At 48.6% G+C, this 24,982-nt stretch carries 23 protein-coding genes; 15 read left to right on the top strand and 8 right to left on the bottom strand.

What is annotated here, in order from left to right; all coding sequences use genetic code 11:
* Nucleotides 1-228: 228 nt before the first annotated feature.
* From DC20_RS06810 to DC20_RS06760, 11 genes are all read left to right on the top strand, one after another.
* Nucleotides 229-837, top strand: coding sequence for a hypothetical protein (locus DC20_RS06810; RefSeq protein WP_157593083.1), 609 nt, complete (start codon nt 229-231; stop codon nt 835-837).
* 103 nt (nt 838-940) lie between these two features.
* Nucleotides 941-2,497 (top strand): M28 family metallopeptidase, encoded by a 1,557-nt coding sequence (locus DC20_RS06805; RefSeq protein ID WP_062543138.1) that lies wholly within the window; start codon nt 941-943, stop codon nt 2,495-2,497.
* 142 nt (nt 2,498-2,639) lie between these two features.
* Nucleotides 2,640-4,289 (top strand): beta-N-acetylhexosaminidase, encoded by a 1,650-nt coding sequence (locus DC20_RS06800; protein ID WP_062543137.1) that lies wholly within the window; start codon nt 2,640-2,642, stop codon nt 4,287-4,289.
* Nucleotides 4,290-4,435: 146 nt separating this feature from the next.
* Nucleotides 4,436-4,621, top strand: a complete 186-nt coding sequence (locus DC20_RS22820) for a hypothetical protein (RefSeq protein ID WP_157593082.1) — start codon at nt 4,436-4,438, stop codon at nt 4,619-4,621.
* Nucleotides 4,622-4,627: 6 nt separating this feature from the next.
* On the top strand, nt 4,628-5,095 hold the full coding sequence (locus tag DC20_RS06790) for a hypothetical protein (protein ID WP_157593081.1): 468 nt from the start codon (nt 4,628-4,630) through the stop codon (nt 5,093-5,095).
* A gap of 291 nt (nt 5,096-5,386) precedes the next feature.
* Nucleotides 5,387-5,977 (top strand): DUF4142 domain-containing protein, encoded by a 591-nt coding sequence (locus DC20_RS06785; protein WP_062543134.1) that lies wholly within the window; start codon nt 5,387-5,389, stop codon nt 5,975-5,977.
* Nucleotides 5,978-6,076: 99 nt separating this feature from the next.
* Nucleotides 6,077-6,739, top strand: a complete 663-nt coding sequence (locus DC20_RS06780) for a DUF4142 domain-containing protein (protein ID WP_062543133.1) — start codon at nt 6,077-6,079, stop codon at nt 6,737-6,739.
* 99 nt (nt 6,740-6,838) lie between these two features.
* Nucleotides 6,839-7,072: a hypothetical protein gene (locus DC20_RS06775; RefSeq protein ID WP_157593080.1), complete on the top strand. Its 234-nt coding sequence runs from the start codon at nt 6,839-6,841 to the stop codon at nt 7,070-7,072.
* Between the two features lie 136 nt (nt 7,073-7,208).
* Nucleotides 7,209-8,066, top strand: a complete 858-nt coding sequence (locus DC20_RS06770) for a DUF4142 domain-containing protein (protein WP_169788169.1) — start codon at nt 7,209-7,211, stop codon at nt 8,064-8,066.
* A 237-nt stretch (nt 8,067-8,303) separates the two neighbouring features.
* Nucleotides 8,304-8,996: a DUF4142 domain-containing protein gene (locus DC20_RS06765; protein WP_062543130.1), complete on the top strand. Its 693-nt coding sequence runs from the start codon at nt 8,304-8,306 to the stop codon at nt 8,994-8,996.
* 180 nt (nt 8,997-9,176) lie between these two features.
* Nucleotides 9,177-9,437: a hypothetical protein gene (locus DC20_RS06760; protein ID WP_157593079.1), complete on the top strand. Its 261-nt coding sequence runs from the start codon at nt 9,177-9,179 to the stop codon at nt 9,435-9,437.
* 179 nt (nt 9,438-9,616) lie between these two features.
* Here the strand turns inward: DC20_RS06760 and uvrA are convergent, their stop codons facing one another.
* From uvrA to DC20_RS06735, 5 genes are all read right to left on the bottom strand, one after another.
* Entirely contained in the window at nt 9,617-12,655 is a 3,039-nt protein-coding gene (gene uvrA, locus DC20_RS06755) for an excinuclease ABC subunit UvrA (RefSeq protein ID WP_083470255.1), read from the bottom strand.
* 349 nt (nt 12,656-13,004) lie between these two features.
* A complete protein-coding gene (locus DC20_RS06750) occupies nt 13,005-14,120 on the bottom strand; it encodes an alanine racemase (RefSeq protein WP_062543128.1) in 1,116 nt (371 codons plus the stop codon).
* A 144-nt stretch (nt 14,121-14,264) separates the two neighbouring features.
* The gene (locus tag DC20_RS06745; RefSeq protein ID WP_062543127.1) at nt 14,265-14,891 is read right to left on the bottom strand and encodes a PepSY-associated TM helix domain-containing protein; all 627 of its coding nucleotides are present in this window, start codon (nt 14,889-14,891) and stop codon (nt 14,265-14,267) included.
* A 148-nt stretch (nt 14,892-15,039) separates the two neighbouring features.
* On the bottom strand, nt 15,040-15,903 hold the full coding sequence (locus DC20_RS06740) for an LOG family protein (protein WP_083470254.1): 864 nt from the start codon (nt 15,901-15,903) through the stop codon (nt 15,040-15,042).
* Nucleotides 15,904-16,010: 107 nt separating this feature from the next.
* Nucleotides 16,011-17,267 (bottom strand): ABC transporter permease, encoded by a 1,257-nt coding sequence (locus tag DC20_RS06735; RefSeq protein WP_062543126.1) that lies wholly within the window; start codon nt 17,265-17,267, stop codon nt 16,011-16,013.
* Nucleotides 17,268-17,505: 238 nt separating this feature from the next.
* Here DC20_RS06735 and queA point away from each other — a divergent pair, with 238 nt between their 5' ends.
* The 4 genes from queA to DC20_RS06715 all read left to right on the top strand — a co-directional run bounded on the left by queA (nt 17,506) and on the right by DC20_RS06715 (nt 22,938).
* The gene (queA, locus tag DC20_RS06730; RefSeq protein ID WP_062543125.1) at nt 17,506-18,552 is read left to right on the top strand and encodes a tRNA preQ1(34) S-adenosylmethionine ribosyltransferase-isomerase QueA; all 1,047 of its coding nucleotides are present in this window, start codon (nt 17,506-17,508) and stop codon (nt 18,550-18,552) included.
* Between the two features lie 229 nt (nt 18,553-18,781).
* Nucleotides 18,782-21,361, top strand: a complete 2,580-nt coding sequence (locus DC20_RS06725) for a PAS domain S-box protein (RefSeq protein ID WP_062543124.1) — start codon at nt 18,782-18,784, stop codon at nt 21,359-21,361.
* Between the two features lie 161 nt (nt 21,362-21,522).
* Entirely contained in the window at nt 21,523-22,233 is a 711-nt protein-coding gene (locus DC20_RS06720; protein ID WP_179945308.1) for a 2-C-methyl-D-erythritol 4-phosphate cytidylyltransferase, read from the top strand.
* A 96-nt stretch (nt 22,234-22,329) separates the two neighbouring features.
* Nucleotides 22,330-22,938, top strand: coding sequence for a hypothetical protein (locus tag DC20_RS06715; protein WP_157593078.1), 609 nt, complete (start codon nt 22,330-22,332; stop codon nt 22,936-22,938).
* Between the two features lie 6 nt (nt 22,939-22,944).
* Here DC20_RS06715 and DC20_RS06710 read toward each other — a convergent pair whose 3' ends face one another.
* From DC20_RS06710 to DC20_RS06700, 3 genes are all read right to left on the bottom strand, one after another.
* On the bottom strand, nt 22,945-23,670 hold the full coding sequence (locus DC20_RS06710; protein WP_083470253.1) for an ABC transporter ATP-binding protein: 726 nt from the start codon (nt 23,668-23,670) through the stop codon (nt 22,945-22,947).
* A gap of 89 nt (nt 23,671-23,759) precedes the next feature.
* Complete coding sequence (locus tag DC20_RS06705) at nt 23,760-23,981, bottom strand: DUF2795 domain-containing protein (RefSeq protein ID WP_022821757.1); 222 nt, start codon at nt 23,979-23,981, stop codon at nt 23,760-23,762.
* Nucleotides 23,982-24,152: 171 nt separating this feature from the next.
* Nucleotides 24,153-24,941: an outer membrane beta-barrel protein gene (locus tag DC20_RS06700; protein ID WP_062543122.1), complete on the bottom strand. Its 789-nt coding sequence runs from the start codon at nt 24,939-24,941 to the stop codon at nt 24,153-24,155.
* Nucleotides 24,942-24,982: the final 41 nt, after the last annotated feature.

Here is a 24,982-nt window from a genome sequence, read left to right as displayed (position 1 = left end):
GGAAGAAGACCTAGGAGCATCAATCTACCTGGCTTCTGTTGAGCCCACTCATCTACATGTATTGTTTACTGAGGATTGTTTTAGGCTTGTTTTCCTGAAAGAAGCTTTAGAACAGGTTGCTTTGCCAGAAAGGTCTTTATCAACTGGTGGCAGGGCTCAGCCAGCAGGCTTGGTTGTAATTGGAAGGGGTTCTTCCGATATTGTCATTTATTTTTTGTGTTCTGTGCCATGCATATAAGGTCTTTCGTGTTATCCGGTTTCTTCTGCTTTTTCCTGTTGTTTACCTGCTCAATAGGGGTGGCCCAGGAGACGAAAGCGGAAACTCAGATAATTCAGGATTTTGTCCGGTACCTGGCTACCCAGAATGGTATGCACAAACGGGTAGACAAAAACATCCTGCCTTGGAAGTTGTCTGAGGTGTACCTCAATGACTCCCTGTGGGCCAAAGTCACCATCTCTGATGAAAGCCGCATCGCTGCCCGGCAGGGATTGCATGGGGCCGGTCCGCAACTTAAAATGGATTACCGCCTAACCAAAGCAGAGTTTGAGCGCATCAAATCCAAAATAAGACAGCAGCCTAGAACCGAATGGACGGAGAAAGATTTTCCGGAGAATACGATGCTGCTGCAGCAACTTAATCTGGCGCCTGCTTCCCATTACGCCTACTCCTATCCGGTGCTGCTGCCCTCTAAAAACCTGATTTTGGTGAAAAGGTATTTCAGGGCTGATAAAATGTTTAACCGCTGGTCAAGCATCGAAGTCTACCGCATCATGAAGCCCGGTAAGTACAAGTTGGAGACCTCTTACCTCAAAACTTACGGGCAGGCAAATAATTAGAGGGATTTTCTATTTTGTTCAAAATGAGGTTTTTAGCGGATTGTTGGTAGAGTAGAAGGCCTTTCTTATATTTACCTAACACAAAACAAACAACCTCCTGCCCATGAACAAAACCCTGCAATTAGTCTTAGGTGCCGCCTTTTTGGCGATGCCCGCGTTTGCCCAACAAGTAGAACCTTTGGATGCTGCCGTGGTAGAGAAAATCCGCCAGGAAGGATTGAATAAATCACAGGTGATGGACATCGCCTTTTATCTCACCGATGTGAACGGCCCGCGCCTTTCGGGCTCTACTGGTCTTGCCAAAGCAAACCAATGGACCAAAGACAAACTAACTTCCTGGGGACTGAAGAATGCGGTAATAGAGCCGTGGGGAACCTTTGGCAAGGGGTGGGAAGTAGAAAAATCATACCTGGCGCTCACCAAGCCGTATTACCAGCCCATGATCGGGTCGCCCAAAGCCTGGACACCGGGTACTAACGGTCCGGTAAAAGCACAGGTAATGTTGGTGAAAGCCTCTAAAGAAGAAGATTTAGCGCAATATGCCGGCAAACTGCAGGGCAAGGTGGTCATGATGGAAGTAACTACCCCTATCAAAACTACCTTCACCGCTGACGCCAGCCGCTACACCGACGAGCAGCTCCAGAAAATGGCGGAGCCCGTACAATCTACTGCTGGTCGCACGCCCATGACCGATGAGCAAAGAGCCACCATGCTGGCCCGTCGGGCGTTGATGACGAAGATGAGCGAGATGTTCCTGAAAGAGGGCGCCGTGGCCATGTTCAGCGGACGCAGCGGTTCGCACGGAACCTTCTTTACCAGCAACGGCGCTTCGTACGCCATGGATGCCAAGCCCGTACTGCCCGAGTTTGAAATGGCTCAGGAAGATTTGGCCCGCATGAGCCGTCTGTTGGCCGCTGGTATTCCCGTGGAAGTGGAACTGGAAAGCAAAACCCGCTTCTTAACAGAAGATCAGCAAGGCTACAACGTCATCGCGGAGATTCCGGGTACCGATAAAAAACTGAAGTCTGAAATTGTGATGCTGGGTGGGCACATTGACTCCTGGCATGCCGCCACCGGCGCTACCGATAATGCTGCTGGCGTGGCCGTGATGATGGAAGCCGTACGCATTATCAAAGCCCTCAATTTACAGCCGAAACGCACCATCCGGATTGCTTTGTGGGGTGGTGAGGAGCAAGGATTGCATGGCTCCCGCGGCTACGCAAAGAAACACTTAGGTGACCCGGCTACCATGAAACTGTTGCCAGAACACGCCAAGATTGCCGCTTACTTTAACCTGGACAATGGTTCAGGTAAGATCAGAGGCATTTACACCCAAGGAAATGAGGCGGTGGCTCCATTGTTCAAAGAGTGGTTGAAGCCGTTCAATGACCTGGGCGCTACTACCGTAACCAACCGCAACACTGGCGGCACCGACCACCTTTCCTTTGACGGACTAGGCCTACCGGGCTTCCAGTTCATTCAGGATGGGTTAGAGTACAACACGCGTACGCACCACACCAACATGGACACCTATGACCGCCTCCAGGCCGATGACCTGAAGCTGGCTTCTGTGATTGTGGCTTCTTTCGTGTACCAATCGGCTATCCGGAAAGACAAGCTGCCACGTAAGGCGCTTCCGCAGGTGAAACCGCAGTCATAAACAGGTTAAGCAACCATTTTTACGGCCTTTCTTCTCTTGCTTGAAGAAAGGCCGTTTGGTTTCCCTCCGTCTTTAGTTTAACCTTAGCTTTACTGAAACGCCTTCAAAGTTCTTCTTGAAAACCTGATAAATTCCTCTGAAAATGAACAAACGCTGGCTGTCTTTCCTGTCTGTTTTATGTGCGGTCGTTTCCCTTAACTGCCAGGGGCAAACTTCGTCACCCAATAACATCGTCCCGAATCCTGTTTCCTTTACGGCCACCCAGGAGAGCCCCGTCATTCTAAATAAACAGACCAGGATAGTAGCAGATGCCCAATACCAGGACCAAGCCATTTATCTGAGGGATCTGTTGACAAACCAGCTAGGCCTCACACTGGAAATCGCCACTCCAGACACCAAGCAAGGCAGGCACTCCAAAATAGTGCTGGCGCACGATACCATTGAAGCCAACCGCCCCGAAATGTACTGGCTGGAATCTGGCGGAACGGTGATCAGGATGAAAGCAAGAGATGTGGCGGGCATGGTGCACGGTATCCAAACCTTGTTGCAACTTTTGCCGCTTGAAAAGGAAAAACAAGTGGGATTCCCTACTGTGGAAATTAAAGATTATCCCCGCTTTGCTTACCGCGGCATGCACCTGGACGTAAGCCGCCATATCTTCCCGGTAGAGTTCCTGAAGAAGTACATAGATTACCTGGCCTTCCATAAATTCAACAACTTTCATTGGCACCTCACCGATGACCAGGGTTGGCGACTGGAAATCAAAAGTTACCCTAAACTGACCGAAGTTGGTGCCTGGCGGAATTCAACCCTCATTGGCCATTTCAAAGACACGCCCGCCCGCTATGACTCTACTCGTTACGGCGGATTCTACACCCAAGAGCAGGTGCAGGACATCATACAATACGCGGCCATTAGGGGCATCAACGTCATTCCTGAGATTGACATTCCCGGCCACAGCCGCGCGATTATTGCCGCTTATCCAGAATTCAGCACCAAACCAGATTCTGCCTGGCAGGTGGCTAACACCTGGGGCATGTACAACCGGCAGAACAACGTGCTGGCGCCTAATCCGGCTACGTTTCAGTTTTTGGAGACCGTCTTTCAGGAAGTGGCCGATTTGTTTCCGTCTGAATACATCCATATTGGCGGCGACGAGTGCAGCAAAATGTGGTGGAAAGCAGATCCCAAAACGCAGGCGTTCATGAAGGCAAATAACCTGAAAGACGAGAAAGAGCTTCAGACGTATTTCATTAAGCAGGTCTCAGGGTATTTAGCCAAAAAGAACAAGAAGGTCATTGGCTGGCATGAGATTCTGGAAGGCCAATTAGATACCACAGCCGTGATCATGAACTGGGGTGGGGCAAAAGAAGGCATTGCGGCGGCAAAACGGCATCATCCGGTGATCATGTCGCCGGGTAACCCGCTGTACTTTGACAACTACCAATCTAAAAACCCCAAAGACAGCCTGGCCATTCACGGGTACAACCCGCTGGATGCCGTGTATAACTTCAACCCGGTACCGGCTGAGTTACAGCAACTCAAGCTAGATAAGTACATTCTGGGTGCCCAGGCCAACGTCTGGACCGAATACATGGGCAACCCTGCCAAGGTGGAATACATGGTGTTTCCGCGTATGTCGGGGTTGAGTGAAGTGCTCTGGACTGATCCTAAGCAGAAGAACTTCTCTGATTTTAAACGGCGGGTGAAAACCACTTTGGTGCCGCGTTATGCCTTCTGGGGAAGCGCTTATTTCAAGGACTTTGAACGATGGACGGTGGCCGATAAATAAAGCCCCTGTGCAACCTTTGATTCTAGTTGAAAGCGGCACTATTCCGTTCCCAGCATCGTTTCAAAAAAGCGGCTAAGAAACAGAGGCAGGATGGAGTACTGGGGACAACTTTGTATCTTTAGGCATTACCCATTTGCTTTCATTACATGGCATCACGTTATTCTGCTTTGTTGCTTAATTGCATGCTCACCATCTCGTTCCTGATCTTGATGTGGCGCTTGGAGGACCCAAATATCCTGATTCCCCTTTTTGCGTTCCTGGGGTTTATGATGTTTGTGGTGTTGAAGATCATCATGGTCTTGCGGGAACGGAAAAGCAAATCTTCTAAGTAAAGAACTATGGACTCATTCTTTTTAAACCTTTCACCCGGAAACCAGAGCGGATCTGCTTTGTCAAAGCTGTATCTGTTCATGGCGGCGGTGTTTTTTGTACTGGGCGGCTTGGGCGTGTACAGGCAGTATACCGCCAATGAAGTAACCTTAAGCGTGTATTTACTGCCCTTGCTGCAGCTAGCTTTGGCTATCTCTTATCTGATAGTAGCCTGGCGCCGCCGAAAGCCTGCCGGAACCACGTATGTACAGGTAACCGAAGAACACCTGGAGCTAAAGCTTTCTTTAAACCAGGACCCCGTTACCTTGCCCTGGAGCAACATCAGTCTTTTGCGGGTGCTGCCAGATAAACTGCTGTATCGGCTTATTTCAGGGCAAACCGGCCAGATTGAACTTGACTCTATTCCTGAAGAATATGAAGACACTGTGCGCGATGTCATCAGAAAAGCAGGGAAACAAAAAGGGGTAAGCCTGTAAATCTAGAGGTAACAGAACAAGAATTTAGAAGAGGCGTTTAGGAGCTGTTTTTGAAAAGCAGCACTTAAACGCCTCTCTTTTTAGTACCCCCTTCCGCAAGATCGGTTCCGCTTTCTTTCCAACAAAGTCGCTCTTTGCATTTGGTATTGTAAGCACTTCAAAGGCCCTCCTTTTACAAGCTAATCGCAGTTTTTTGGATTATTGTAAGGTGTATGTTAACCCTGAATGGCATAAACCGTAAAAAACCACATGCAGGGGTAACCTGTAAGCCATCAGTACAAGATCTATACTATGAAAAATCACCTGTTCTATCTACTGCTTTCGGGCACTCTGTTTTTTGTCTCTGGTTGTGGTGGTTCTTCCAATGAAGCCACTTCAGTAGACGCGGCCGGAAAGCACAATGAGGAATTGCTGGAAAGTACCGGCAAGGACGAAGACTCTGGCTGGTTTGTGGCCGAAGTGGCCAGTGCCGGTTTGTTTGAAGTGGAGTTAGGCCGGTTGGCTTCCAGTAAAGGCAATGATCCTAGGGTGCGGCAGTTCGGGCAGTTGATGCTGGACCACCATACCCAATCCAATACCCAGCTGAAGCAAATTGCCGAACTTAAGAACCTGATTGTGCCTAGCGCTTTGGGCGAAGACCATCAGGAAACCTACAACAAGGTCATGACCAATACAGGCGCGGCCTTTGACAAAGCCTATATGGAGGCCATGGTCAAGGACCATAAAGACAACCTTGACAGGTTTGAGGAAATGGCGGAGAAAGGAAAAGACATGGAGTTGAAAGCCTTCGCAGCGAAAGGTTTGCCTATGCTGCGCGCGCATCTTAAGCAGGCCGAAGAACTGGAAGATGCGTTGGAAGAGCAACAGAGGCAGCAGTTATAACCATAGGAACCTGCGTCATCTCCGGTGATCACAAAAAAGTAATCCCTAATAAAAATCTGTTGCCTATGTAGAAGAGATACTATTTAAAAAGAAGGTACCATGAAAAAGATATTATACGTGATCACAGCTTGTGGTTTGGCCTTAGCTGGAACCGCTTGTAGCCGGATAGATGCCAATACCTCCAATTCTGTTCCTACGTCAGATGGCTACGCTGCTATGGTTACTTCATCTCACGCTGGTGCGGGTACCAGCGGTGTTACCAGGGCCGATGCGTATGTAGCCCCTAGTGCTGCAGGCCCAGTGGCGGGTACCATGATGTACGGAACCCGGTCTATTACTGAAGCCACCTTCTTAACCGAGGCTGCCAGCAGCGGCATGATGGAAGTGCAATTAGGCAAACTGGCTTTGGATCGTTCGGCTAATTCAGAGGTGAAGAAGTTCGCCCAAATGATGGTAGACCACCACACCAAAGCAAACCAGGAACTGACAACTATTGCCTCTGGTATGAACCTGACGCTTCCTACCACCCTCCTGGAGGACCATCAGAAGATAGTGGATAAACTTTCCAAACTAACGGGCAGCGAGTTTGATGAGAAGTACATGGACGAAATGGAAACGGCTCACGAACGGGATATTGCGCTGTTTGAAGTAGTAAGCAATGGTGCCCCCACTACTTCGGTAAGAGCTTTTGCCATTAGAACCTTGCCTACGTTACGGATTCATGAACACCACGCTGATAAGCTTGATGATAAGGTAGATTAACAAGTGTCAAATCATATGGAAAGAGCCTGCGATGCAGGCTCTTTTGTTTATAACCATAATTGTGTGCTTCCATTAAACAAAAACCAGCCTCCAGAAAATATGAGAAATAAAGTATATGCTTTCCTTGTGCTGCTTTTATCTGTCTTTACTGCTTGTAGTCAAGCCCAGGAAGGTACACGCTCCACCACAGACACTGATACCGCCACGTCTGAAAGTACTCCTAGCCCCTCTGCTGCTACCAGTAGTGCGGGAAGCAGCGGAATGGGTGGAGCTGTCTCTACCCATGCGCTGGCCTCAGACACGCTTTCTGAAGATACAAGCAGGCAGGAGTAGGGTCTAAGGTATTAACCACATACCCACAGATGAAATTCAGTATTTGTTCAGGGATAAATCTGCTAACGGCTTCATTATTAGCGCGTATACAGGGCAGGACAAACTAGAACAAACAAAGAACACTATGAGAAAAGTCATGTCAATGCTTGTAACCGGAGCAATGCTTGCAGGTACAGCATGTACCAGCACTAATACAGGATCCGGCACAACTGGAACAACAGCAGGCTCCACTTCTACTTCCAACGCCAGAACTGGAACTACTACCGGAGGAGGTACTACCATGGGAAGTGGCACTACTACTGGTGGCACTACAACCGGCGGAATGGGTACTACTACCGGAGGTGGATCAACTACTGGCACCACCACTGGAATGGGTACAACCGGAACTACTACAGGAGGTACCACAGGCACCACAGGCGGAACAACCGGTGGTACTACTACTGGTACCACCGGCGGAGCTACTGGAACTACTACCGGAGGAGGTACTACAGGCACAATGGGTGGTGGAACCACCGGAACAACAGCAGGTGGTGCTACCGCCGGAACCACTATGGACATGACCAACATGACAGATGCCATGTTCATGATGACCGCTGCCAGCAGCAACATGTTTGAGATTCAGGCTGGTAAATTGGCTACTCAGAGTGCCTCTAGCCCAGAAGTGAAAAAGTTTGCCCAAATGATGGTAGATCACCACACCAGAGCAAGCAAAGAGCAAATGACGCTTGCTACTCAAATGAAGATCACCCTGCCTAAAACCCTTATGCCGCCTCACCAGGCCTTGATGGATAAACTACAAGGTAAAACTGGTAAAGCATTTGATGAGGACTACATGGATGTTATGGAAACTGCCCACAAAATGGACATTGCTATGTTCACCATGAAGAGCACTAATGCCGAGACTCCTTCTGTGAAAGCCTTGGCTGCTAAGACCCTGCCTATGTTAAAGACGCATCAGGAACAGGCAACCAAGATTGAAGACATGGTAGACTAAGGTCTACCTTTTTAAAATACCTTTCAAGAGTCTGTGTTTTGGGGTTGTTTTCATAAAACATCCTCAGAACGCAGACTCTTTTTTATACTCTAACAGCTTTGGTTAGGCAGATTTGTGGCCACGTTAAACCAAATATGTCATAAGTAGGTAGGGGAAGAAGAACAGGAGACTAACTCCTAGCAGACCCCTCCGTATAAAAAGAATTAAAAATCAGTTCTACGCGATCAGTTTAAGACTATGAAAAACATAATGCCCTTCTTTGCAGCTGCCATTATACTGACTGGCGCTGCCTGTAATACGTATACTGCAAGTACAGACCCTGCCACTTATGCAACGGGCTACGGTTTTCCTGGGGAGAACGATAAAGTAGGTACCGGCAATACTGGCAGCATGGGAGTAGCGGAAGTCAACAACAACGCTACATTTGACAACCCTGCCACCGGTGCTAAGTCAGATAGCATGACGGCTAACCAAAACCTTGACCACCTCTTTATGATGAATGCCGCTAGCAGTGGCATGATGGAAGTGGCCGCAGGAAAATTAGCCGTCACCAAAGGGAAGAATGCCGGAGTGAAAAAGTATGGGCAGATGATGGTCACAGACCATACCAAGAGCAATACTGAGCTCCAAGCCCTTGCAAAAGCAAAAGGCGTTACCTTGCCCACTACGCTGATGCCAGTGCACCAGCAACACCTGGACATGCTTTCCAAGCTAGCTGACCTAGAGTTTGACAAGACTTATATGCAGCACATGGTAGAAGCCCATGAGATGGACATCAAACTATTTGACCAGGAAGCTAAAACCGGGAAAGACGCTGAGATAAAAGCCTTTGCTGCCAAGAACCTGCCTATCCTGCAGGCGCACCGCAAAGCTGCGCAGCCTATCTTTGAGGAAGTAGGTAGAGACAGACCGCAAGCCATTAGCAGATAATCTGCTTTTTCAATTTAAAGCAAACTGCCTGTGCCAAACCTTTGGTGCGGGCAGTTTGTTTTTAAGGCATTCTTAGAAAATTGGTCTTAAAGGAACAGATCTCCACAAAGGAATCACTTATGAGCAGGTATTTTTTGAATGCCTGAATTCAGTACCTTTGCGGCAAACTTTCCAAAAACGATGAAACATATCATGCCATTCTTCGCGGCTTGCGCTCTGTTTGCCGGTGCTGCCTGTTCTACCTACACTTCTACCACAGACCCTAATGACAAGGGTTCAGGAACTTCGTTAGACGCAGAGGTAGTGACTACTTCTCCAACAGCCGCTGAGACGCACACTACTACAACCCACGCCACCGCTGAAGCTACTACTGAAGCGAAAGCAGAAGCTCCTGCTGCGAAAGCCGATACAACTGCACACACAGCAGAAGCAGCTCACTAAGTCTCATATGGTTCTACTTACTTCTACAATAAGATTCGTCTAAGAGAGCACAGAAAATCTGTCCTTAAAGAACTATTATTTGTAGTACTTGCCTATAAAACAGAAAAGCCTTGCTCATGAGCAAGGCTTTTCTGTTCCTGTATTTTTAACCCGCTTTACTGAAAACAGGCACTAAACGGTTATTCAATTTTCTTCTTGCGGCCCGGCGTCTTTTTCTCTTTTACCGCTGCCAGAGCAGCAGCGTCAGCCTCAACGGGTTCTTTCTTCTTACGGCCCCGGGTCTTCTTCTCGGGCACAACTTCTTCCAGCATGTCATCTTCAGGCTCAGGTTCATCAGCGACGAATACCGGGGCCTCTACATAATGGCTGGTGCTCAGTTCCTCTTTCAGAAAGCGGGCCGTGTAGCCTAAGTTCATTTCTGCGACGTGCTCTGGGGTCCCTTGCGCCACAATCATCCCGCCCTTGGCTCCGCCTTCGGCCCCGATGTCAATCACGTGGTCGGCGACTTTGATCAGGTCCATGTTGTGCTCAATGATGAGCACGCTGTTGCCTTTGTCTACCAGTTTATTCAACACGTCAGACAAGTGCTGAATGTCCTGAAAGTGCAGACCCGTGGTAGGCTCATCTAAGATGTAGAGCGTACGGCCAGTGTCTTTCTTTGAAAGCTCCGTGGCCAGTTTCACGCGCTGTGCCTCACCACCCGATAAGGTTGTAGCTTGTTGACCCAAAGTGATGTAGCCGAGGCCCACCTGGTTCAGGGTTTGAATCTTGCGCAGAATACGCGGCTGGTGCTCAAAGAACTCCACAGCCGCCTCAACGGTCATGTCCAACACATCAGTAATGGATTTGCCTTTGAAGCGCACTTCCAGCGTCTCGCGGTTATAACGTTTGCCTTTGCAGGTCTCGCAGGGCACGTACACATCGGGCATGAAGTTCATCTCAATGGTGCGCATTCCGGCTCCCTCGCAGGTCTCACACCGGCCGCCTTTCACGTTGAAGGAGAAACGCCCGGCCGCGTAACCACGAATCTTCGCCTCAGGCATAGACGCAAACAAGCTGCGGATTTCAGTGAACACGCCCGTGTACGTAGCTGGGTTAGAGCGCGGCGTACGGCCAATAGGGCTTTGGTCTACCTCAATCACTTTGTCAATATGCTCCAGGCCTTCAATGGCTTTGAACGGAAGCGGCTCACGCTTGGCATTGAAGAAGTACTTGTTCAGGATAGGGTACAGCGTGTCATGAATCAGTGACGATTTACCGCTGCCCGATACACCCGTTACGCAGATCAGTTTACCCAAGGGCAATTCCAGCGTTACGTCTTTGAGGTTATGGCCGGTAGCCCCGCGCAAAATCAGGCTCTTGCCATTGCCTTCGCGTTTCTGCTTCCGCACCGGAATTCCTCTTCGGTAGCTCAGGTAGTCTGAGGTAGTGGTGCCACTTTCCATCATTTCTTTCGGCGTACCGGCAGTCACTATCTGCCCGCCGTGCACCCCAGCACCCGGACCAATGTCCACCACGTAGTCGGCAGCCAGGATCATGTCTTTGTCGTGCTCCACTACCACCACGGAGTTACCGAGGTCGCGCAAGTCCTGCAGGGCTTTGATCAGTTTTTCGTTGTCGCGCTGGTGCAACCCGATGCTGGGTTCATCCATAATGTACAACACGCCCACTAACTGAGTGCCAATCTGCGTAGCCAGACGAATCCGCTGGCTTTCCCCTCCGGATAAGGTCCGTACGGAGCGGTGCAGGTGTAGGTATTCCAATCCCACGTCTACCAGGAAGCCGATCCGTTTGCGGATCTCTTTCAGCAGTTCGCGGGCAATCAGGTTCTGACGTTCATTCAGGCGTTCCTCCAGGTTCGCTACCCAACCGGCCAGTTCGGCAATGTCCATTTCAGACAGTTGCCCGATGTGCTTGTTGTCTAGTTTGAAGTGGAGTGATTCTTTCTTCAGGCGGTACCCATCACACTCAGGACAGGTGCTTTGTTGTGTGTATTCCTGCACCCAGTTGCGCACGTTGTCAGAGTCAGACTCCAGCTGTTTCTTCAAAAAGTTGAGCACGCCCTCAAACACAAACGGCTCTTTTTTGCCTTTGGGGTCTTCTTCTTCAAAACCGTGCAGTAAATGGTTCCAAGCTTCTTCGGGAATGTCTTGAATGGGAACCGTAAGTGCAGTTTTATGGCGTTTCAGTAAAGCGGTAATCTGGGAGAAAATCCAGATATCACGGTACTCGCCCAGTGGCGCAATCCCGCCGCGGCTGATGCTCACGCTCTTGTCCGGCACGATGGATTCTTCGGTCAACTCCTCAATTTCGCCCAAGCCATTACAAACCGGGCATGCGCCGTACGGTGAGTTAAACGAGAAGGTGTTAGGAGCCGGATCATCATACGCGATGCCAGTGGCCGGGTCCATCAAGTGACGGGAGTAGAACTGCGTTTCATTGGTATCCGCATCCATGGCCAGGGCCGTGCCTTTGCCGTGCTGCAGTGCGTTCTGGATAGAGGTAGACAACCGGTAACGGTCATCAGCCGACGGCACAAGCTTGTCAACCACGATCTCAATGTCGTGGATTTTGTAACGGTCTACCTGCATTTTGGGCGTCAGTTCCACTAACTCCCCGTCAATGCGGGCGCGCAAAAAGCCCATCTTTCTGATTTGTTCAAACAGCTCGCGGTAATGACCTTTCCGGCCTTTTACCACCGGCGCCAAAATGATGGTGCGCTTGCCGCTGAAATGCTCCATAATGTGCTGCACAATCTGGTCATCAGACTGTTTCATCATCTTCTCACCAGTCACGTAGCTGAAGGCTTCGGCGGTACGGGCGTAGAGCAGACGCAGAAAGTCGTAGATTTCGGTAATAGTGCCCACGGTAGAGCGCGGGTTGCGCGAGGTGGTTTTCTGCTCAATGGAAATCACCGGCGAAAGCCCCTCAATTTTGTCTACGTTGGGGCGCTCCAGTCCGCCCAGGAAAGAGCGGGCATAGGCCGAGAAGGTCTCCATATAACGGCGCTGCCCCTCGGCGTAGATGGTATCAAACGCAAGCGAAGATTTCCCGCTGCCGCTGATGCCCGTGAACACCACCAACTGGTTGCGCGGTATTTTCAGGCTGATGTTTTTGAGGTTGTGTTCCCGCGCGCCGTACACTTCAATGAAAGGTACGTCTGCAATGGAGGAAGTATTTTTAGCTACTGGTGTAGCAACAGAATCTTTTGGCGTCATCCGATTTGGTTCGGTTTAAAGAGCAAAGGTAGGCATTCCCGCGCTACAAAAGGAGCGGGCAATCCATCTCTTCTTAACCGAATTAACCGCAGATTAGTTTAGCGGAGGGGCGGAGTTTTTAGGGGAGCGGTTAGGAAGTGTTTTGGGGAAAGAAGGCGAAAAAAGAAATGGCACTTCATCTGAGACCCACCTGATGTGGTGGATTTTTCGCTAGTGCAAGCTTGCAGCTCATGCCCCTGTTTCAAGGCAATATTCATTCTGATAGGCAAAGAGAAAATAAGGTATGCGTGCGGACACGGGCCGGAGGCTCGCGCCAGCGGGGAACATCAGAAATCTTTTAAGGGCTTGGTTAAACAATTATTCCACTCAAATGCTCCAACTGCTTTCCTTGCAATGTAAGATAGCTTCTAGCTACGTCTGCCGTCAAACAGGAATGCACCGGCAGCACACCCATCAATCCACCAATCTTAAACTGCGAAAACAACTCCGGCGTGGTGCGCACAATACCATGCTCTTGGGATAATGAAACTAATGCTGTGTCTGGCAAAGGCGCTCCCCAGCCATTCTCTGTCAAAGGCACTACTAGCCCGAAGATGACGCCACCATCCTGCTGTGGTAAGGCATCTTTAGAGAAATGCACAGAGCCGCCGTAGAGAATGACTTCGTTGCGGTCTGGGTGCAGGGCTACTATGGGGCAGGCCATAGCTACAGCAATGTCTTCTATCTGGCAGGAGCTAATGAGGTTTTGCATGAGATCATAGAAGACAAAGTTACCGGGCCGGATCTCGTTCATGCCGCTGAAATCTTCCATAGCGCTGCAGCTGGGCGTATCACCAATAGAAAGTTGCAGGTGGGGCCAGTCAGAAAGGTAGTGATTCTTGAGGGTGCGCATTTTCTCTAAGGTTTGCTGGTGTACGGCGGCAATGGCCTCTACTCCGCGGGCTTTGTAGGAATGACCTGCATGCGCCAAAAAGCCCAGAAACGTATGCTGCTGCGTTAGCGCCAATTCTTTTAAAACATTATCAAGGGCAGTGGTATCCTCGGTTCTGATGCCGGTGCGGCCGTAGCCAGTGTCTGCCTTCACCCACACGTTTACCGGTGCTGTCAAATGCTCGCGCAGAAATAACACGTCATCGGCGGAAGTGACAGTCAGGTTCAGCGTGATCTGTAGCGCCAGTTCTGTGATTTGGGGCAATTGTCGGCGATTCAACGGAAAAGCAACGGTAATGTCCTGCCAGCCATGTCGGGCGAAGTACTGCGCCATCTTAACGGAGGAAACGGTAATAGCCGTAATGCCTTCTTCTCTAAACCATTCACCTACTTGCCAACTCTGGTGTGTTTTGAAATGTGGACGCAGCCGAACGTTTTGCCGCTGCGCTTTCTCTACCATCCGGCGGATGTTGGCGCGGGCAATTTGTTCGTTCAGCAGGAGGGTGGGTTCGGAGATTTGATCAAGGAAGGACATAGCAGCAGCATTGGAAAGAAACCAAAGATACAGAAGTCTTCGATTCTGTTAGGAACAGCTGCGTTTTTAAGCAGAATTCTGGAAATTAGACTTGATCCACAAGGGGAGAAGAGACGTGTTCCTCTTGAAAACGGGAAAGCTTTGCTACACAGAACGGACAGGCCTGCCTGGTTTTGGGCCGCTCGGCTTAGAGACTACTTTGGGTTTCTCCTGTTTCATGCGTTTGGGACCGTACCAAAGCCAAAAGCCGGTGACGGTAAAGATGAGCAGGGCCACACCCATGATGGTGCTGTACATTACTTTCAATACGCCGCTATCTACCCCGAAAAGCTTATCTAGAATGGTGCCGTCATGGAGGTTTTCAATGAAGTCGGCGCGACGGGTTTCCAGGTGCAGGAGCTTGCCGGTGGATGCATCTAGTTGTACGCCCAGGTACTTTTCCACGAAGAGGAATTTGACGGTGCCTTTGTCAGGACGCATGTCTATGCGGTCCAGCGTAAGGGAAACGTTTTGGCCTAAGGAGTCTTTGATGGCCTGAAAGGCGTTGGTGGTAAGGCTGTCTACCGGGAGCCAGTCTTTCAGATTAGTGGAGGTGCCCGTGTAAGTTTTAGCCAGAATCACACCGCCAGTATGCTTTTTCCAACCCAGCAAAAGGCCAGTGATGGAAATGACAAAGAAAAAGACAAACAGCAAGGCGCCAGTCAACCGGTGTACTTTCCGGAAGTCGCGGAGAACGCGGGCCTGTTTCTGTCTTTTGGTGGAATCGGTCACGACGATGGGGGAGTTGGCGTTAGTTCATTCTAACTCAGCTAAAGCAAAGTTAGTGTATTCAACGAGGTGCGAAAACAAAAGAGCCCGGAAACATTTCCGGGCTCTTTTGTCTAAAACAGGTTAAAATCGACTTGATCTATCTTTCTCCTTAGAAGTTTGGAGACAACAGATATTTGCTGTAGAATTCATCAATCACCTTCACCGCATCAGTGGCGTTGTCTACAATGCTCACCAGATCCAGATCTTCGGGGCTGATGTTGCTTTCCTGAGTGAGCATCACGTCTTTGATCCAGTCAAACATGCCCTGCCAGTATTTCTTGCCTACCAGTACAATCGGGAACTTGCCAATCTTCTTGGTTTGAATAAGGGTGATGGCTTCAAACAACTCGTCCAGGGTTCCAAAACCACCCGGCATTCCAATAAAGCCTTGGGCGTATTTCACGAACATCACCTTGCGCACAAAGAAGTAGTCAAAGTTGATGAGCTTGTCTGGGTCAATGTAGATGTTGTTGAATTGCTCAAACGGCAACTGGATGTTCAACCCCACGGAGCGCCCGCCTTCTGAGTGCGCGCCTTTGTTACCAGCTTCCATAATACCCGGTCCTCCGCCAGTGATCACACCGTAGCCATGGCGCACCAGTTTAGCGGCAATCTCTTCGGCCATGATGTAATACGGGTTATCGGGCTTAGTTCTGGCAGATCCGAAGATAGACACACAAGGCCCTATTTTGGCCATTTTCTCAAAGCCTTCCACAAACTCAGACATCACTTTGAAGATCTGCCAGGAATCTGCTATTTTAATTTCGTTCCAGTTTTTATCAGTAAAAGCCTCTCTAATGCGCTTGTCATCTTCACTGGAGAAGTTTGAATCTTGCTTGGCTATCTTTTTTGCTTCCTGTAAAGATTCAACCTTGTTGTCATTGGCATTGGGCTGAATAATAGTGGTACCGCTGCCAACGTTAGTGGTTTCATCGTGCAGCTTGGTTTTGCTTGATTTTCTTAACTTCGTCATATAACATTCATGTATAGAGCCTGTTTTACGGAAAAGAGGTCGTAAACGGGCAGTCTTATTGTTAATTAATTAAAAACAATTGGGGGTAAAGGTGCGGTCTGGAAAGGCTATTTAGACCTGATGGCAATTACGGGGTCCAGATGGGAAGCAATGACCGCCGGAATAATGCCTGAAAGTACGCCAATCACGACCGATACGCCCAACCCTAGGAGAATGTTGCCGGGCGTAAGGATAATCTCCAACGTACCCATGGGGATAAAGGTTATCAAAGACACCAGCAAGATGCCCACTCCACCCCCAATCAGGCTTAGAAACACTGATTCAAACAGGAACTGGAACAGAATGAAGAAGTTTTTCGCGCCTAATGACTTCTGAATCCCGATGATGTTGGTGCGCTCTTTCACTGACACGAACATGATGTTGGCAATCCCGAAACCTCCTACCAGAATAGAAAAGCCCCCAATTACCCAGCCCGCAATGCCAATGATGGAGAACATCTCGCCGATGGCATCGGCCATCATTTCTGAGCGGTTAATGGCAAAATTGTCTTCCTGGTAGGGTTTGAGACCGCGCACCGTGCGCATCTTGCCTTTCACTTCGTACTCCAGGTTTTGCAGGCCTACGTCATCCACTAAGCCCTTGATCATGAGCACCGGCTGTATGCCCCTTGGTCCGCCCGCAAACATCTTCCCGAAGGCTCCAAACGGCACATAGGCGTTTTTATCATTGGTAGGCATGCCCTCAAACAAGCCGGCGCCTTGTTTTTCCATGACACCAATCACCTTGAACTTCTGCCCCCTGATTCTGATGTCACCACCCACGGCGCTGGAGTTTGGGAAAAGGTTTTCGGCCACCTCAGCGCCCACAATGATCACATTGCGTGAGCCATCTACTTCCTGCTGGGTGAAAAAGCGTCCTTCTTCAATGGGTACCTCGGCTACTTTGTTAAAGTCTTTGGTAACGCCCTGCAGCATAATGCCGCTCATGCTGTTGTTGCGATGCTTGAACGTATTTCCGCCCCGCCGGGAGACCAGCGCCACGCCCTCTGCGTTCTCCAGTTGCTCTTCCATGTACTTGTACTCGCGCATGGTAGCGGGTGGGCGTTGCATGAATTTCCACCAGGGAACATCTGAGTGGTCGCTGAATATCCAGGGAAATTTCTCCACGTAAATAATGCGCTCGCCCACAAAACTCATACTGTCTCTGATGCTGCGCTCCAGAGAGTCCACAATGGTGAACACGGAGATAATAGCGAAAATACCAATGGTTACGCCTAGCAAGGAAAGGACCGTGCGCAGCAAATTAGACCGAAGGGCCTGCCACGCAAACTGGAAACTCTCATAAACCAAACGGAGGTACAGCATGAAGAAGAAATACGGATGGAAAAGGGCAGAAAAGAAAAGACCCTGTTGTAAATACTTAGTGGTGCAACAAACTTATTAGTAGCGAAAGGGGTTGTTTTCTTACAGTGCCCTGCAAATTTAAATGGCTGCTTTCAAGGGGTACTACTACTTATATTTGCCTGAAAGTAAAAGAAATTAGAGCAAACTGCCTACCTTTGCGCTCTATTTTCGCCAGTATTTTAATACCGTAATATTAAAAATGAAGTTATCAGAGTTTAAATTTGACCTGCCCAATGACCTGATGGCCAGTCATCCGGCCCCCAACCGTGATGAAGCCAGAATGATGGTGATCCACCGTGACAGCGGCAAGATAGAACATAAAGTCTTCAAAGACATCATTGGTTATTTTGATGACGGTGATGTGATGGTGACCAATAACACCAAGGTGTTTCCGGCCCGTTTGTATGGAAACAAAGAGAAAACCGGTGCCAAGATTGAAGTGTTCTTGCTGCGTGAATTGGACAAGCGTATTCACCTGTGGGATGTGTTGGTAGATCCGGCCCGTAAAATCAGGGTTGGAAACAAACTCTACTTTGGCGACAGTGACCTGGTAGCGGAAGTGATAGACAACACTACTTCCCGTGGCCGCACCATCAAGTTCCTGTATGACGGACCAGACGAGGAGTTCTACAAAGTGGTGCATAGCCTAGGCGAAACCCCGCTTCCTAAATACATCAAACGCGAGCCAGAGCCAGAAGACGAAGAGCGTTACCAAACGGTATATGCTGAGATCACGGGTGCAGTAGCTGCTCCAACCGCTGGTCTGCACTTTACCAGAGAAGTGTTGAAGCGTCTTGAACTGAAAGGCGTAGATGTAGCTCCGGTAACCTTGCACGTTGGTTTGGGTACTTTCCGTCAGGTAGACGTGGAAGACTTGACCAAGCATAAAATGGATTCTGAGCAGTTCTTCGTGAATGAAACAACCGCTCAGATTGTAAACAAAGCTTTGGATTCCAAGAAACGCGTATGTGCGGTAGGAACCACTACCATGCGTGCGCTGGAATCATCTGTTTCTGCCAACAGCCGCCTGAAGCCAAACGAAGGCTGGACAGATAAATTCGTGTTCCCTCCGTATGATTTCAAAATTGCGAACAGCCTGATCACCAACTTCCACATGCCTGAGTCTACGCTGTTGATGATGGCTGCTGCCTTTGGTGGTTACGAGTTGATCATGGAAGCCTACAACACCGCTATCAAAGAGAAATATAAGTTCTTCAGCTACGGAGACGTAATGCTGATTCTCTAAGAATACTGTTTGAATAAGAAAAGCCTCGCCAGCATTAAAACTGGGGAGGCTTTTTGTTTAAGCCCCTTTTTGCAAAATTAAGTAAGGTGAAAAGAAGCAGGGAAGTAGATGGGCTACCCTGCTTCTTTTCACCTTAAAAAAGGAAATCTTGGTAATGAATCTCTATATTTAGTACAGAAATAGAATATCACCTGTAAAACGCTCCCCTTCTATTCCGGACAAAGCTGCCATGAAGCAAACAGATGAAAGCAAGGCGTCTCTCGCGCCCCATGCATCTAATCCAGACCAGCCCATAGGGCAGGAAGTGGATGCATTGCAGCAAGCCAGAAAGCAGGTAGAATTCTTGCAACTGGAACTAGCCAAAGCGCAGCAGGAATTGTCTCAGATGAAAGCCTTGGCCGGTTCATCTCATATTGGTCTAACAGCTTCTTCTGATACGATAGAAAGCCCTGTCCAAAGTCCTAGGGTACTCTCTTTGGAACTTCTGGGGAAACAGGTGCTGGAAAAGGCTGCCACTCCTGGAAGTACCTTAGAAGAGATAGTCGCGTTCTGCCTTGCTGGCGTAGAGAAGTTGCACAAAGGCATGTACTGCTCCTGCTTACGGTTACAGGGAGCTAAACTTTATAACATTGCGTCCCCCAGTTTGCCAGAGGGTATCTTTAGTAATGACGGTATTCCTATCGGGCAGCAGGCTGGTTCTTGCGGTACAGCAGCGTTTTTGGGGCAGAAAGTGATTGCCAGTGACATCACCACAGACCCGCGTTGGCAGGCGCATTATCCTTATGTGCTGGCTTACGGGTTTAAAGCTAGCTGGTCTTTCCCATTGGTGGGATCAAATCAGAAAGTGCTGGGTACCGTTGCCGCCTACTACAAAGAAGTAAAAAGCCCCACGCCCGAAGAAGAAGAGTCCTTGGAGAGTATCCGGAACCTGCTTCAGTTGATTCTGGAAAATAAACTAACAGAGTGTGAATTGCGCCAAAGCAATGAACGCTACTACTATGCCACGGTAGCCACCAAAGACGCCATCTGGGATCTGGACATCATCAACTATAGAATTGAATGGGGGGTAGGGTTTGAGAAACTGTTTGGGTTTAAGGTAAAAGAATTTGGACCTGAAGTTGATATCTGGGCCGCGCACGTGCACCCTGATGATTTGGAAAGGGTAGAGGCCTCTTTGTGGAATGTCATCAACAGCAAAGACCTGGAACACTGGCGTGATGAGTACCGGTTCAGGAAAGCCGATGGGGTGTATACTTATGTAGAAGACCAGGGTACCCTCCTCAGAGATGAAATGGGAAGACCGGTGAGAATGGTTGGTGCCCTTCAGGATGTGACAGAGCAAAAGCTTATTGAGGAAGAACTGCGTAAACTGTCCCTGGTGGCCCGGGAGACTATAAACGCAGTCATCATCATGAAGCCAGATTCCACTATTCAATGGATCAACCCTGCCTTCACCAGAATCTTTGGGTATACACTTGAGGAGATAGAGGGAAGAAAACCAATTGACTTCCTGGTGGGGCCGGAAACAGATTCAGAAACCCTGCAGTACCTGCGTAAAGAATTCGAGGATCTTGAGCCCCTGGAGCTGGAGATTGTTCAGTACACAAAAGCCAGAGAAAAACTGTGGTGTAAACTGCAGATCCAGGCTTTGCTTACTCCCCAGGGGCAGGTAGAAAGTATATTTGCCCTATTAACCGACGTCACCCAAAGGAAAGCCGAGGAGGAACAACTGCGTTTGATGGAGTCTGTCATCACTAACAGCAAAGACGGCATTATCATAAGTAAAGTAGTTTCTACCGATCCTCAGAGATTAGAGGCTATTTTCGTGAATCAGGCTTTCACCCAAATGACGGGGTATACACCAGAAGAAGCCTTAGGGAAAGATCCGGCTTTCCTGAACTGCCCTGAAACCGATGTGAAAACCATTCAGGAGGTTCAGCAATGCATGCAAACCGGCCAGCCCAGTGAATCAGAACTGGAAAGCTGCCGCATGGACGGAAGCAGGTTCTGGACCCAGTTGCTGCTCATTCCTATGTTTGACAGCAGGCAGCAACTCACCCATTGGATTTCACTTCTGCGTGACATCACCAACCGCCGGAAATACATGCAGGAGCGGGAGGTGCTTATTTCAGAACTAACCCAGAACAACGCAGATCTAAAGCAATTCACTTTTATTACCTCCCATAATCTTCGGGCACCGCTGGCTAATCTCACTGGAATCGCTAATTTGATTGACACCGAGGCCATTCCGGAAGGTAGAAACCGGATTCTGATTGAAAAATTCAAGGAATCAACGGTGCAGCTGAATACCATCATTGATGATTTGCTTGAGGTTTTGGTCATCAAGGACAATCCGCACACAAACAAAGAGCAGGTAAACCTACAGGAGGCTTTTGAAAAAGTAGTGATGTCTGTAGACGGTCTTATGACCGATGTGGATGTGCACCTCACCACTGATTTTTCACAGGTTCAAACAGTCTATTATAATGCTGGGTACCTGCACAGCATCTTGCTAAACCTGCTGACCAATGCCATCAAATACCGGTCTCCTGACCGTGACCTGCACATAGACGTTAAAGCTGAAAACGTAAACGGTAAACAAACGCTATACTTTTCAGACAACGGCTTAGGAATTGATTTAAACCGGTTTGGGGAGCGGATCTTTGGGTTGTACCAACGGTTCCACTACCACAAAGACAGCAAAGGCATGGGGCTGTACATTGCGCATTCGCAAGCCAAAGCCATGGGTGGGAACCTGAGCGTACAGAGCGAAGTAGACAAAGGAGCCACTTTTATCCTTGAATTCTAAAGTCACTTCCTAAACGGCAAAGCTGGATCACAAAAGCTAAAGGTAGCTTGGGTAAAAGAGCCCCATCTATGTTCCTGAAGCTTGGTTTCAGCGCTATTTTCATAAAACGTCCTCTAAACACCTTGGTCTTGGGCTGCCGGAATGTGTAACTTGCAGGCACAATGCTTTCAACTCTTTTGAAGAAATACGCCATAGTGGTAGCCGGTGGTTCTGGCAGCAGAATGCAGGCAGCTATGCCCAAACAGTTCCTTCCCATAGCTGGTGAGCCCGTGCTCATGCACACCCTCAGAAGGTTCCATGCGTTTGACCCAGACATGCTGCTAGTGGTGGTGTTGCCTGAGGCTGAAATCTTAACGTGGCAAAATCTGTGTGCAACCCACCAGTTCACGCTTCCCCACCAGGTAACGGCAGGAGGAAAGAGCAGATTCCAATCAGTGAAGAATGGGTTGGAGGTTTTGGCGCAGGAAGAAGATGGTGTAGTAGCCGTGCATGATGGGGTACGACCTTTCATTGACAATGCCCTTTTAACAGCCGCTTATACTACTGCCGCCGAAAGCGGAGCTGCGGTGGTGGCGGTATCTTTGAAAGAATCTATCAGAAGAGTGCGAGGTGCCAGTTCCAAAGCGGTAAACCGCACCGCTTATAGGTTGGTGCAAACTCCCCAGTGTTTCCGGTTGCCTCTGTTGCGCCGTGCCTATGCCCAGCCAGAAATACCCCTCTTCACCGATGACGCTTCCGTAGTGGAACGGTTCGGGCATAAAATTCAACTGGTGGAAGGAAGCTTCCGCAACATCAAACTAACTACTCCAGAAGATATAGTCTTGGCCGAGGCTTTCCTATTGCAGGAGCGTAACTCCGTGAAGGAAGGTTAAGCAATCACCCAAATATAAGTTTGCCGTTTTAAATCTATTTTTAGAAATGCAGATCTGAATCAGAAGTCAAATTATATTTTCATCTCATCAAAAGTTATGACTGCAACCCAGCCGGTAGTACCCTTAGTGCTTAAAGCGCTTATCGTTTTGTTGTGTTTTATGTTTAGGCTTTCAGGAGAAGTGCAGGCCCAAGAGAAGTTTGCGGCGTCTTTAAACCATATCACATCCATTGATTCCACAGACATGGTGGTGGCCTCTCAGTCTGATGGCGGTAAAGGAATCCTAAGCTTCCCGGGAGTGAACAAATTGTTATTCCTAAATACCAGAACCCAAGAGACTAGGATAGTAGAACTTCCGGCGGGATTTGTCATTAGCAGGACGTTCCTGAACGTGCCGGGTCGCTACGAAGGAGAGAGGCTGGTACTGATAAGTGGCACCTACAAGGGGTGGGGAAATAATGAGAAGTTGGAGTGGAATGATCCTGAGTACTTGTTTGTCTCCACCGCCAGTGGGCAGCACTTAAAGCAAATCTCCCCTGAAGAAGAAAGACTAGTTGAATGGACAGTGAATAAGAACAGCAACACCCTTGCACTTATAACTCGCCCAGACACCAATAAAGATAAGAAGTATGATGCTAAGGATTCAAACAAGCTCTATATCTACCACTTAACTAGTGGGCAACTGATAGCTATGCCCCCCTTGTAAGGATGATTAAACACTCAAGACCGCTTTCTCCTCCAGAAAACGCTGGTGCTTTAGTACTACCTCTGGAGTGATGCGCTCAAGCCTGGGTTGAGGCTGTGAGATGTTCAGGAGATAACCCTCTAAGGGGAGCAGGTTAAGCAAATCATGGGTAATGCAAAGCACGGTTTTCTGTTCTTCCCGCACCCAACTCACCATCAAATCAAAGACCCGTTTCTTGTGGTACACGTCTAGTTGTTGGGTGGGTTCATCCAGCAGGGTAATGGGAGCGTCTTGCAGCATCAACTGCGCCAGCCAAACCATTTGCTGCTCTCCGCCGGAAAGGTCTGTGAAAGTACGTTGGCTTAGGTGGGAAATGTGCAGATGGGCTAAAGTGGCATCAGCATAGGCGTAGTCAGCGGAGGTGTAGTGGTCCAGAAGCCGCTTTTGCCTAAAGAGCCCCATTACTACCAACTCGTGCACTTTGATAGGAAAGGCCACATTGTTCTTCTGCGGCAGGTAAGAGAGAGCCCGCGCAATGGCTCCTGAGCGTGAAACAAATGGCTGTCCTTGCACCAGAATCTGACCTTGGTAAGGTACCTGGCCGGTCAGGGTTTTCAGGAAAGTAGATTTGCCGCTTCCGTTGTGCCCAATAATGGCTACAAACGCTGGTTCAGGTACTAAAAAAGAAAGGTTGCGGATTAAGACGCGCTCGTCATACCCCGCAACCAGTTCTTTTATTTCTAAGACGCTCAAGTCAGAATTCTCAATTAGAAATTAAAAATTAGAAGTTGGAGAAAGGCTTTATAGCCCATTTCTAATTGAGAATTTCTAATTATAAAAATTTAGTACTCATCCTCGTTGAACATGAAGTCTTCTTTGGTAGGATAATCCGGCCAAACTTCTTCAATGCTCTCATAAGGCTGACCATCGTCTTCCAAAGCCTGTAAGTTTTCTACCACTTCCATAGGGGCGCCAGAACGGATAGAATAGTCAATTAATTCATCTTTGGTAGCTGGCCAAGGCGCATCTTCCAAATAAGAGGCAAGTTCAAGTGTCCAATACATAGTAATTTCGCTTTTAAAATATAGCTATACAAACAAGTTGCAAGAGGTGAACGGGCTGCAAAAATAAGATTTTGATTGACAATTCAAATATTTCTTCTTACTGCTTACGCTCCTGTAACGCTAAAACACAACGGGCAATTTGGCAAAATGTTTAGTAGATCTGCACTTTTGTTATTGATGGCGGGCGCTGCTTGAACCGTCACCGGTGTTGAAAAGGTAATTCAAGCCTATTTGAATACCGGCTACCATGTTCTGGCGCAAGACATAATAGTCTGTATCGCGGCTTAAGTCTTCAATATGCTCTTCTTTGCGGATGTTCACAAAATTATAGGAGTACCGCAGGTTGGCCGTTAAAATCAGGTTTTCTTTGAGGCTGTACTCCACGCCAGTGCCAAGTAAAATCCCCAAATCATATTGATTAAACTCGCCTATATTGGTGTTGGTACGGTCACTTTCTTCAGTACTAGCCAGCAAGTAAGAACCTTGGCCAACTGAGTGTGTGCGGTCTTTGATTTGGTAAGAGGCCGTGCGGGAGAAGGTGTTGCGCTCTGTGCCTTTTTGTAGCATGCCCAGTTGTGGTCCTAACTGGAAGTTAAATCGCAAGGTGCCTGTAGTGGTGTATTTGAATAATAATGGAATATTATAATATACCAGGTCTATTTCCTTCTCACCGGTTTTATCTCCGTTCACGTCAATAAGGTCAAACCGTTCGCCTTGGTGAGAACGGTAAATTTCTGCCTGTACATTGTGGTTTTCGTTGAATTTGTAGCCTACTACAAACCCATAGGGCGCCCATTTGGTGGTGAAGCGGTGGCGGTAGTTTACGTCCTCATACTGTTCATCATTGATGATCCAGGTATTCTGGAACTGCGTGGTCACACCCAGGTAAGGACCTTTGATGTTTTGAGACTGAGCTAAGAAAGGAAAAACTAGGAAAAGTAGTAAAAAATATTTTTTCATAGAGTAAGCCGTTAGATTTTAGGACTATTTCTAACGGCTTA

Origin of the sequence: Rufibacter tibetensis, assembly GCF_001310085.1 — a bacterium.
GTDB lineage: Bacteria > Bacteroidota > Bacteroidia > Cytophagales > Hymenobacteraceae > Nibribacter > Nibribacter tibetensis.
The sequence above is the reverse complement of the archived record's forward strand: the minus strand, read 5'-3'. Positions and strand labels throughout refer to the sequence as shown.

Bases quoted from the DNA above. Each gene is read 5' to 3' on its own strand.
- DC20_RS06810 (WP_157593083.1), top strand. From the start codon at position 229: ATGCATATAAGGTCTTTCGTGTTATCCGGTTTCTTCTGCTTTTTCCTG.
- DC20_RS06805 (WP_062543138.1), top strand. From the start codon at position 941: ATGAACAAAACCCTGCAATTAGTCTTAGGTGCCGCCTTTTTGGCGATG.
- DC20_RS06800 (WP_062543137.1), top strand. From the start codon at position 2,640: ATGAACAAACGCTGGCTGTCTTTCCTGTCTGTTTTATGTGCGGTCGTT.
- DC20_RS22820 (WP_157593082.1), top strand. From the start codon at position 4,436: ATGGCATCACGTTATTCTGCTTTGTTGCTTAATTGCATGCTCACCATC.
- DC20_RS06790 (WP_157593081.1), top strand. From the start codon at position 4,628: ATGGACTCATTCTTTTTAAACCTTTCACCCGGAAACCAGAGCGGATCT.
- DC20_RS06785 (WP_062543134.1), top strand. From the start codon at position 5,387: ATGAAAAATCACCTGTTCTATCTACTGCTTTCGGGCACTCTGTTTTTT.
- DC20_RS06780 (WP_062543133.1), top strand. From the start codon at position 6,077: ATGAAAAAGATATTATACGTGATCACAGCTTGTGGTTTGGCCTTAGCT.
- DC20_RS06775 (WP_157593080.1), top strand. From the start codon at position 6,839: ATGAGAAATAAAGTATATGCTTTCCTTGTGCTGCTTTTATCTGTCTTT.
- DC20_RS06770 (WP_169788169.1), top strand. From the start codon at position 7,209: ATGTCAATGCTTGTAACCGGAGCAATGCTTGCAGGTACAGCATGTACC.
- DC20_RS06765 (WP_062543130.1), top strand. From the start codon at position 8,304: ATGAAAAACATAATGCCCTTCTTTGCAGCTGCCATTATACTGACTGGC.
- DC20_RS06760 (WP_157593079.1), top strand. From the start codon at position 9,177: ATGAAACATATCATGCCATTCTTCGCGGCTTGCGCTCTGTTTGCCGGT.
- uvrA (WP_083470255.1), bottom strand. From the start codon at position 12,655: ATGACGCCAAAAGATTCTGTTGCTACACCAGTAGCTAAAAATACTTCC.
- DC20_RS06750 (WP_062543128.1), bottom strand. From the start codon at position 14,120: ATGTCCTTCCTTGATCAAATCTCCGAACCCACCCTCCTGCTGAACGAA.
- DC20_RS06740 (WP_083470254.1), bottom strand. From the start codon at position 15,903: ATGACGAAGTTAAGAAAATCAAGCAAAACCAAGCTGCACGATGAAACC.
- DC20_RS06735 (WP_062543126.1), bottom strand. From the start codon at position 17,267: ATGCTGTACCTCCGTTTGGTTTATGAGAGTTTCCAGTTTGCGTGGCAG.
- queA (WP_062543125.1), top strand. From the start codon at position 17,506: ATGAAGTTATCAGAGTTTAAATTTGACCTGCCCAATGACCTGATGGCC.
- DC20_RS06725 (WP_062543124.1), top strand. From the start codon at position 18,782: ATGAAGCAAACAGATGAAAGCAAGGCGTCTCTCGCGCCCCATGCATCT.
- DC20_RS06720 (WP_179945308.1), top strand. From the start codon at position 21,523: ATGCTTTCAACTCTTTTGAAGAAATACGCCATAGTGGTAGCCGGTGGT.
- DC20_RS06715 (WP_157593078.1), top strand. From the start codon at position 22,330: ATGACTGCAACCCAGCCGGTAGTACCCTTAGTGCTTAAAGCGCTTATC.
- DC20_RS06705 (WP_022821757.1), bottom strand. From the start codon at position 23,981: ATGTATTGGACACTTGAACTTGCCTCTTATTTGGAAGATGCGCCTTGG.
- DC20_RS06700 (WP_062543122.1), bottom strand. From the start codon at position 24,941: ATGAAAAAATATTTTTTACTACTTTTCCTAGTTTTTCCTTTCTTAGCT.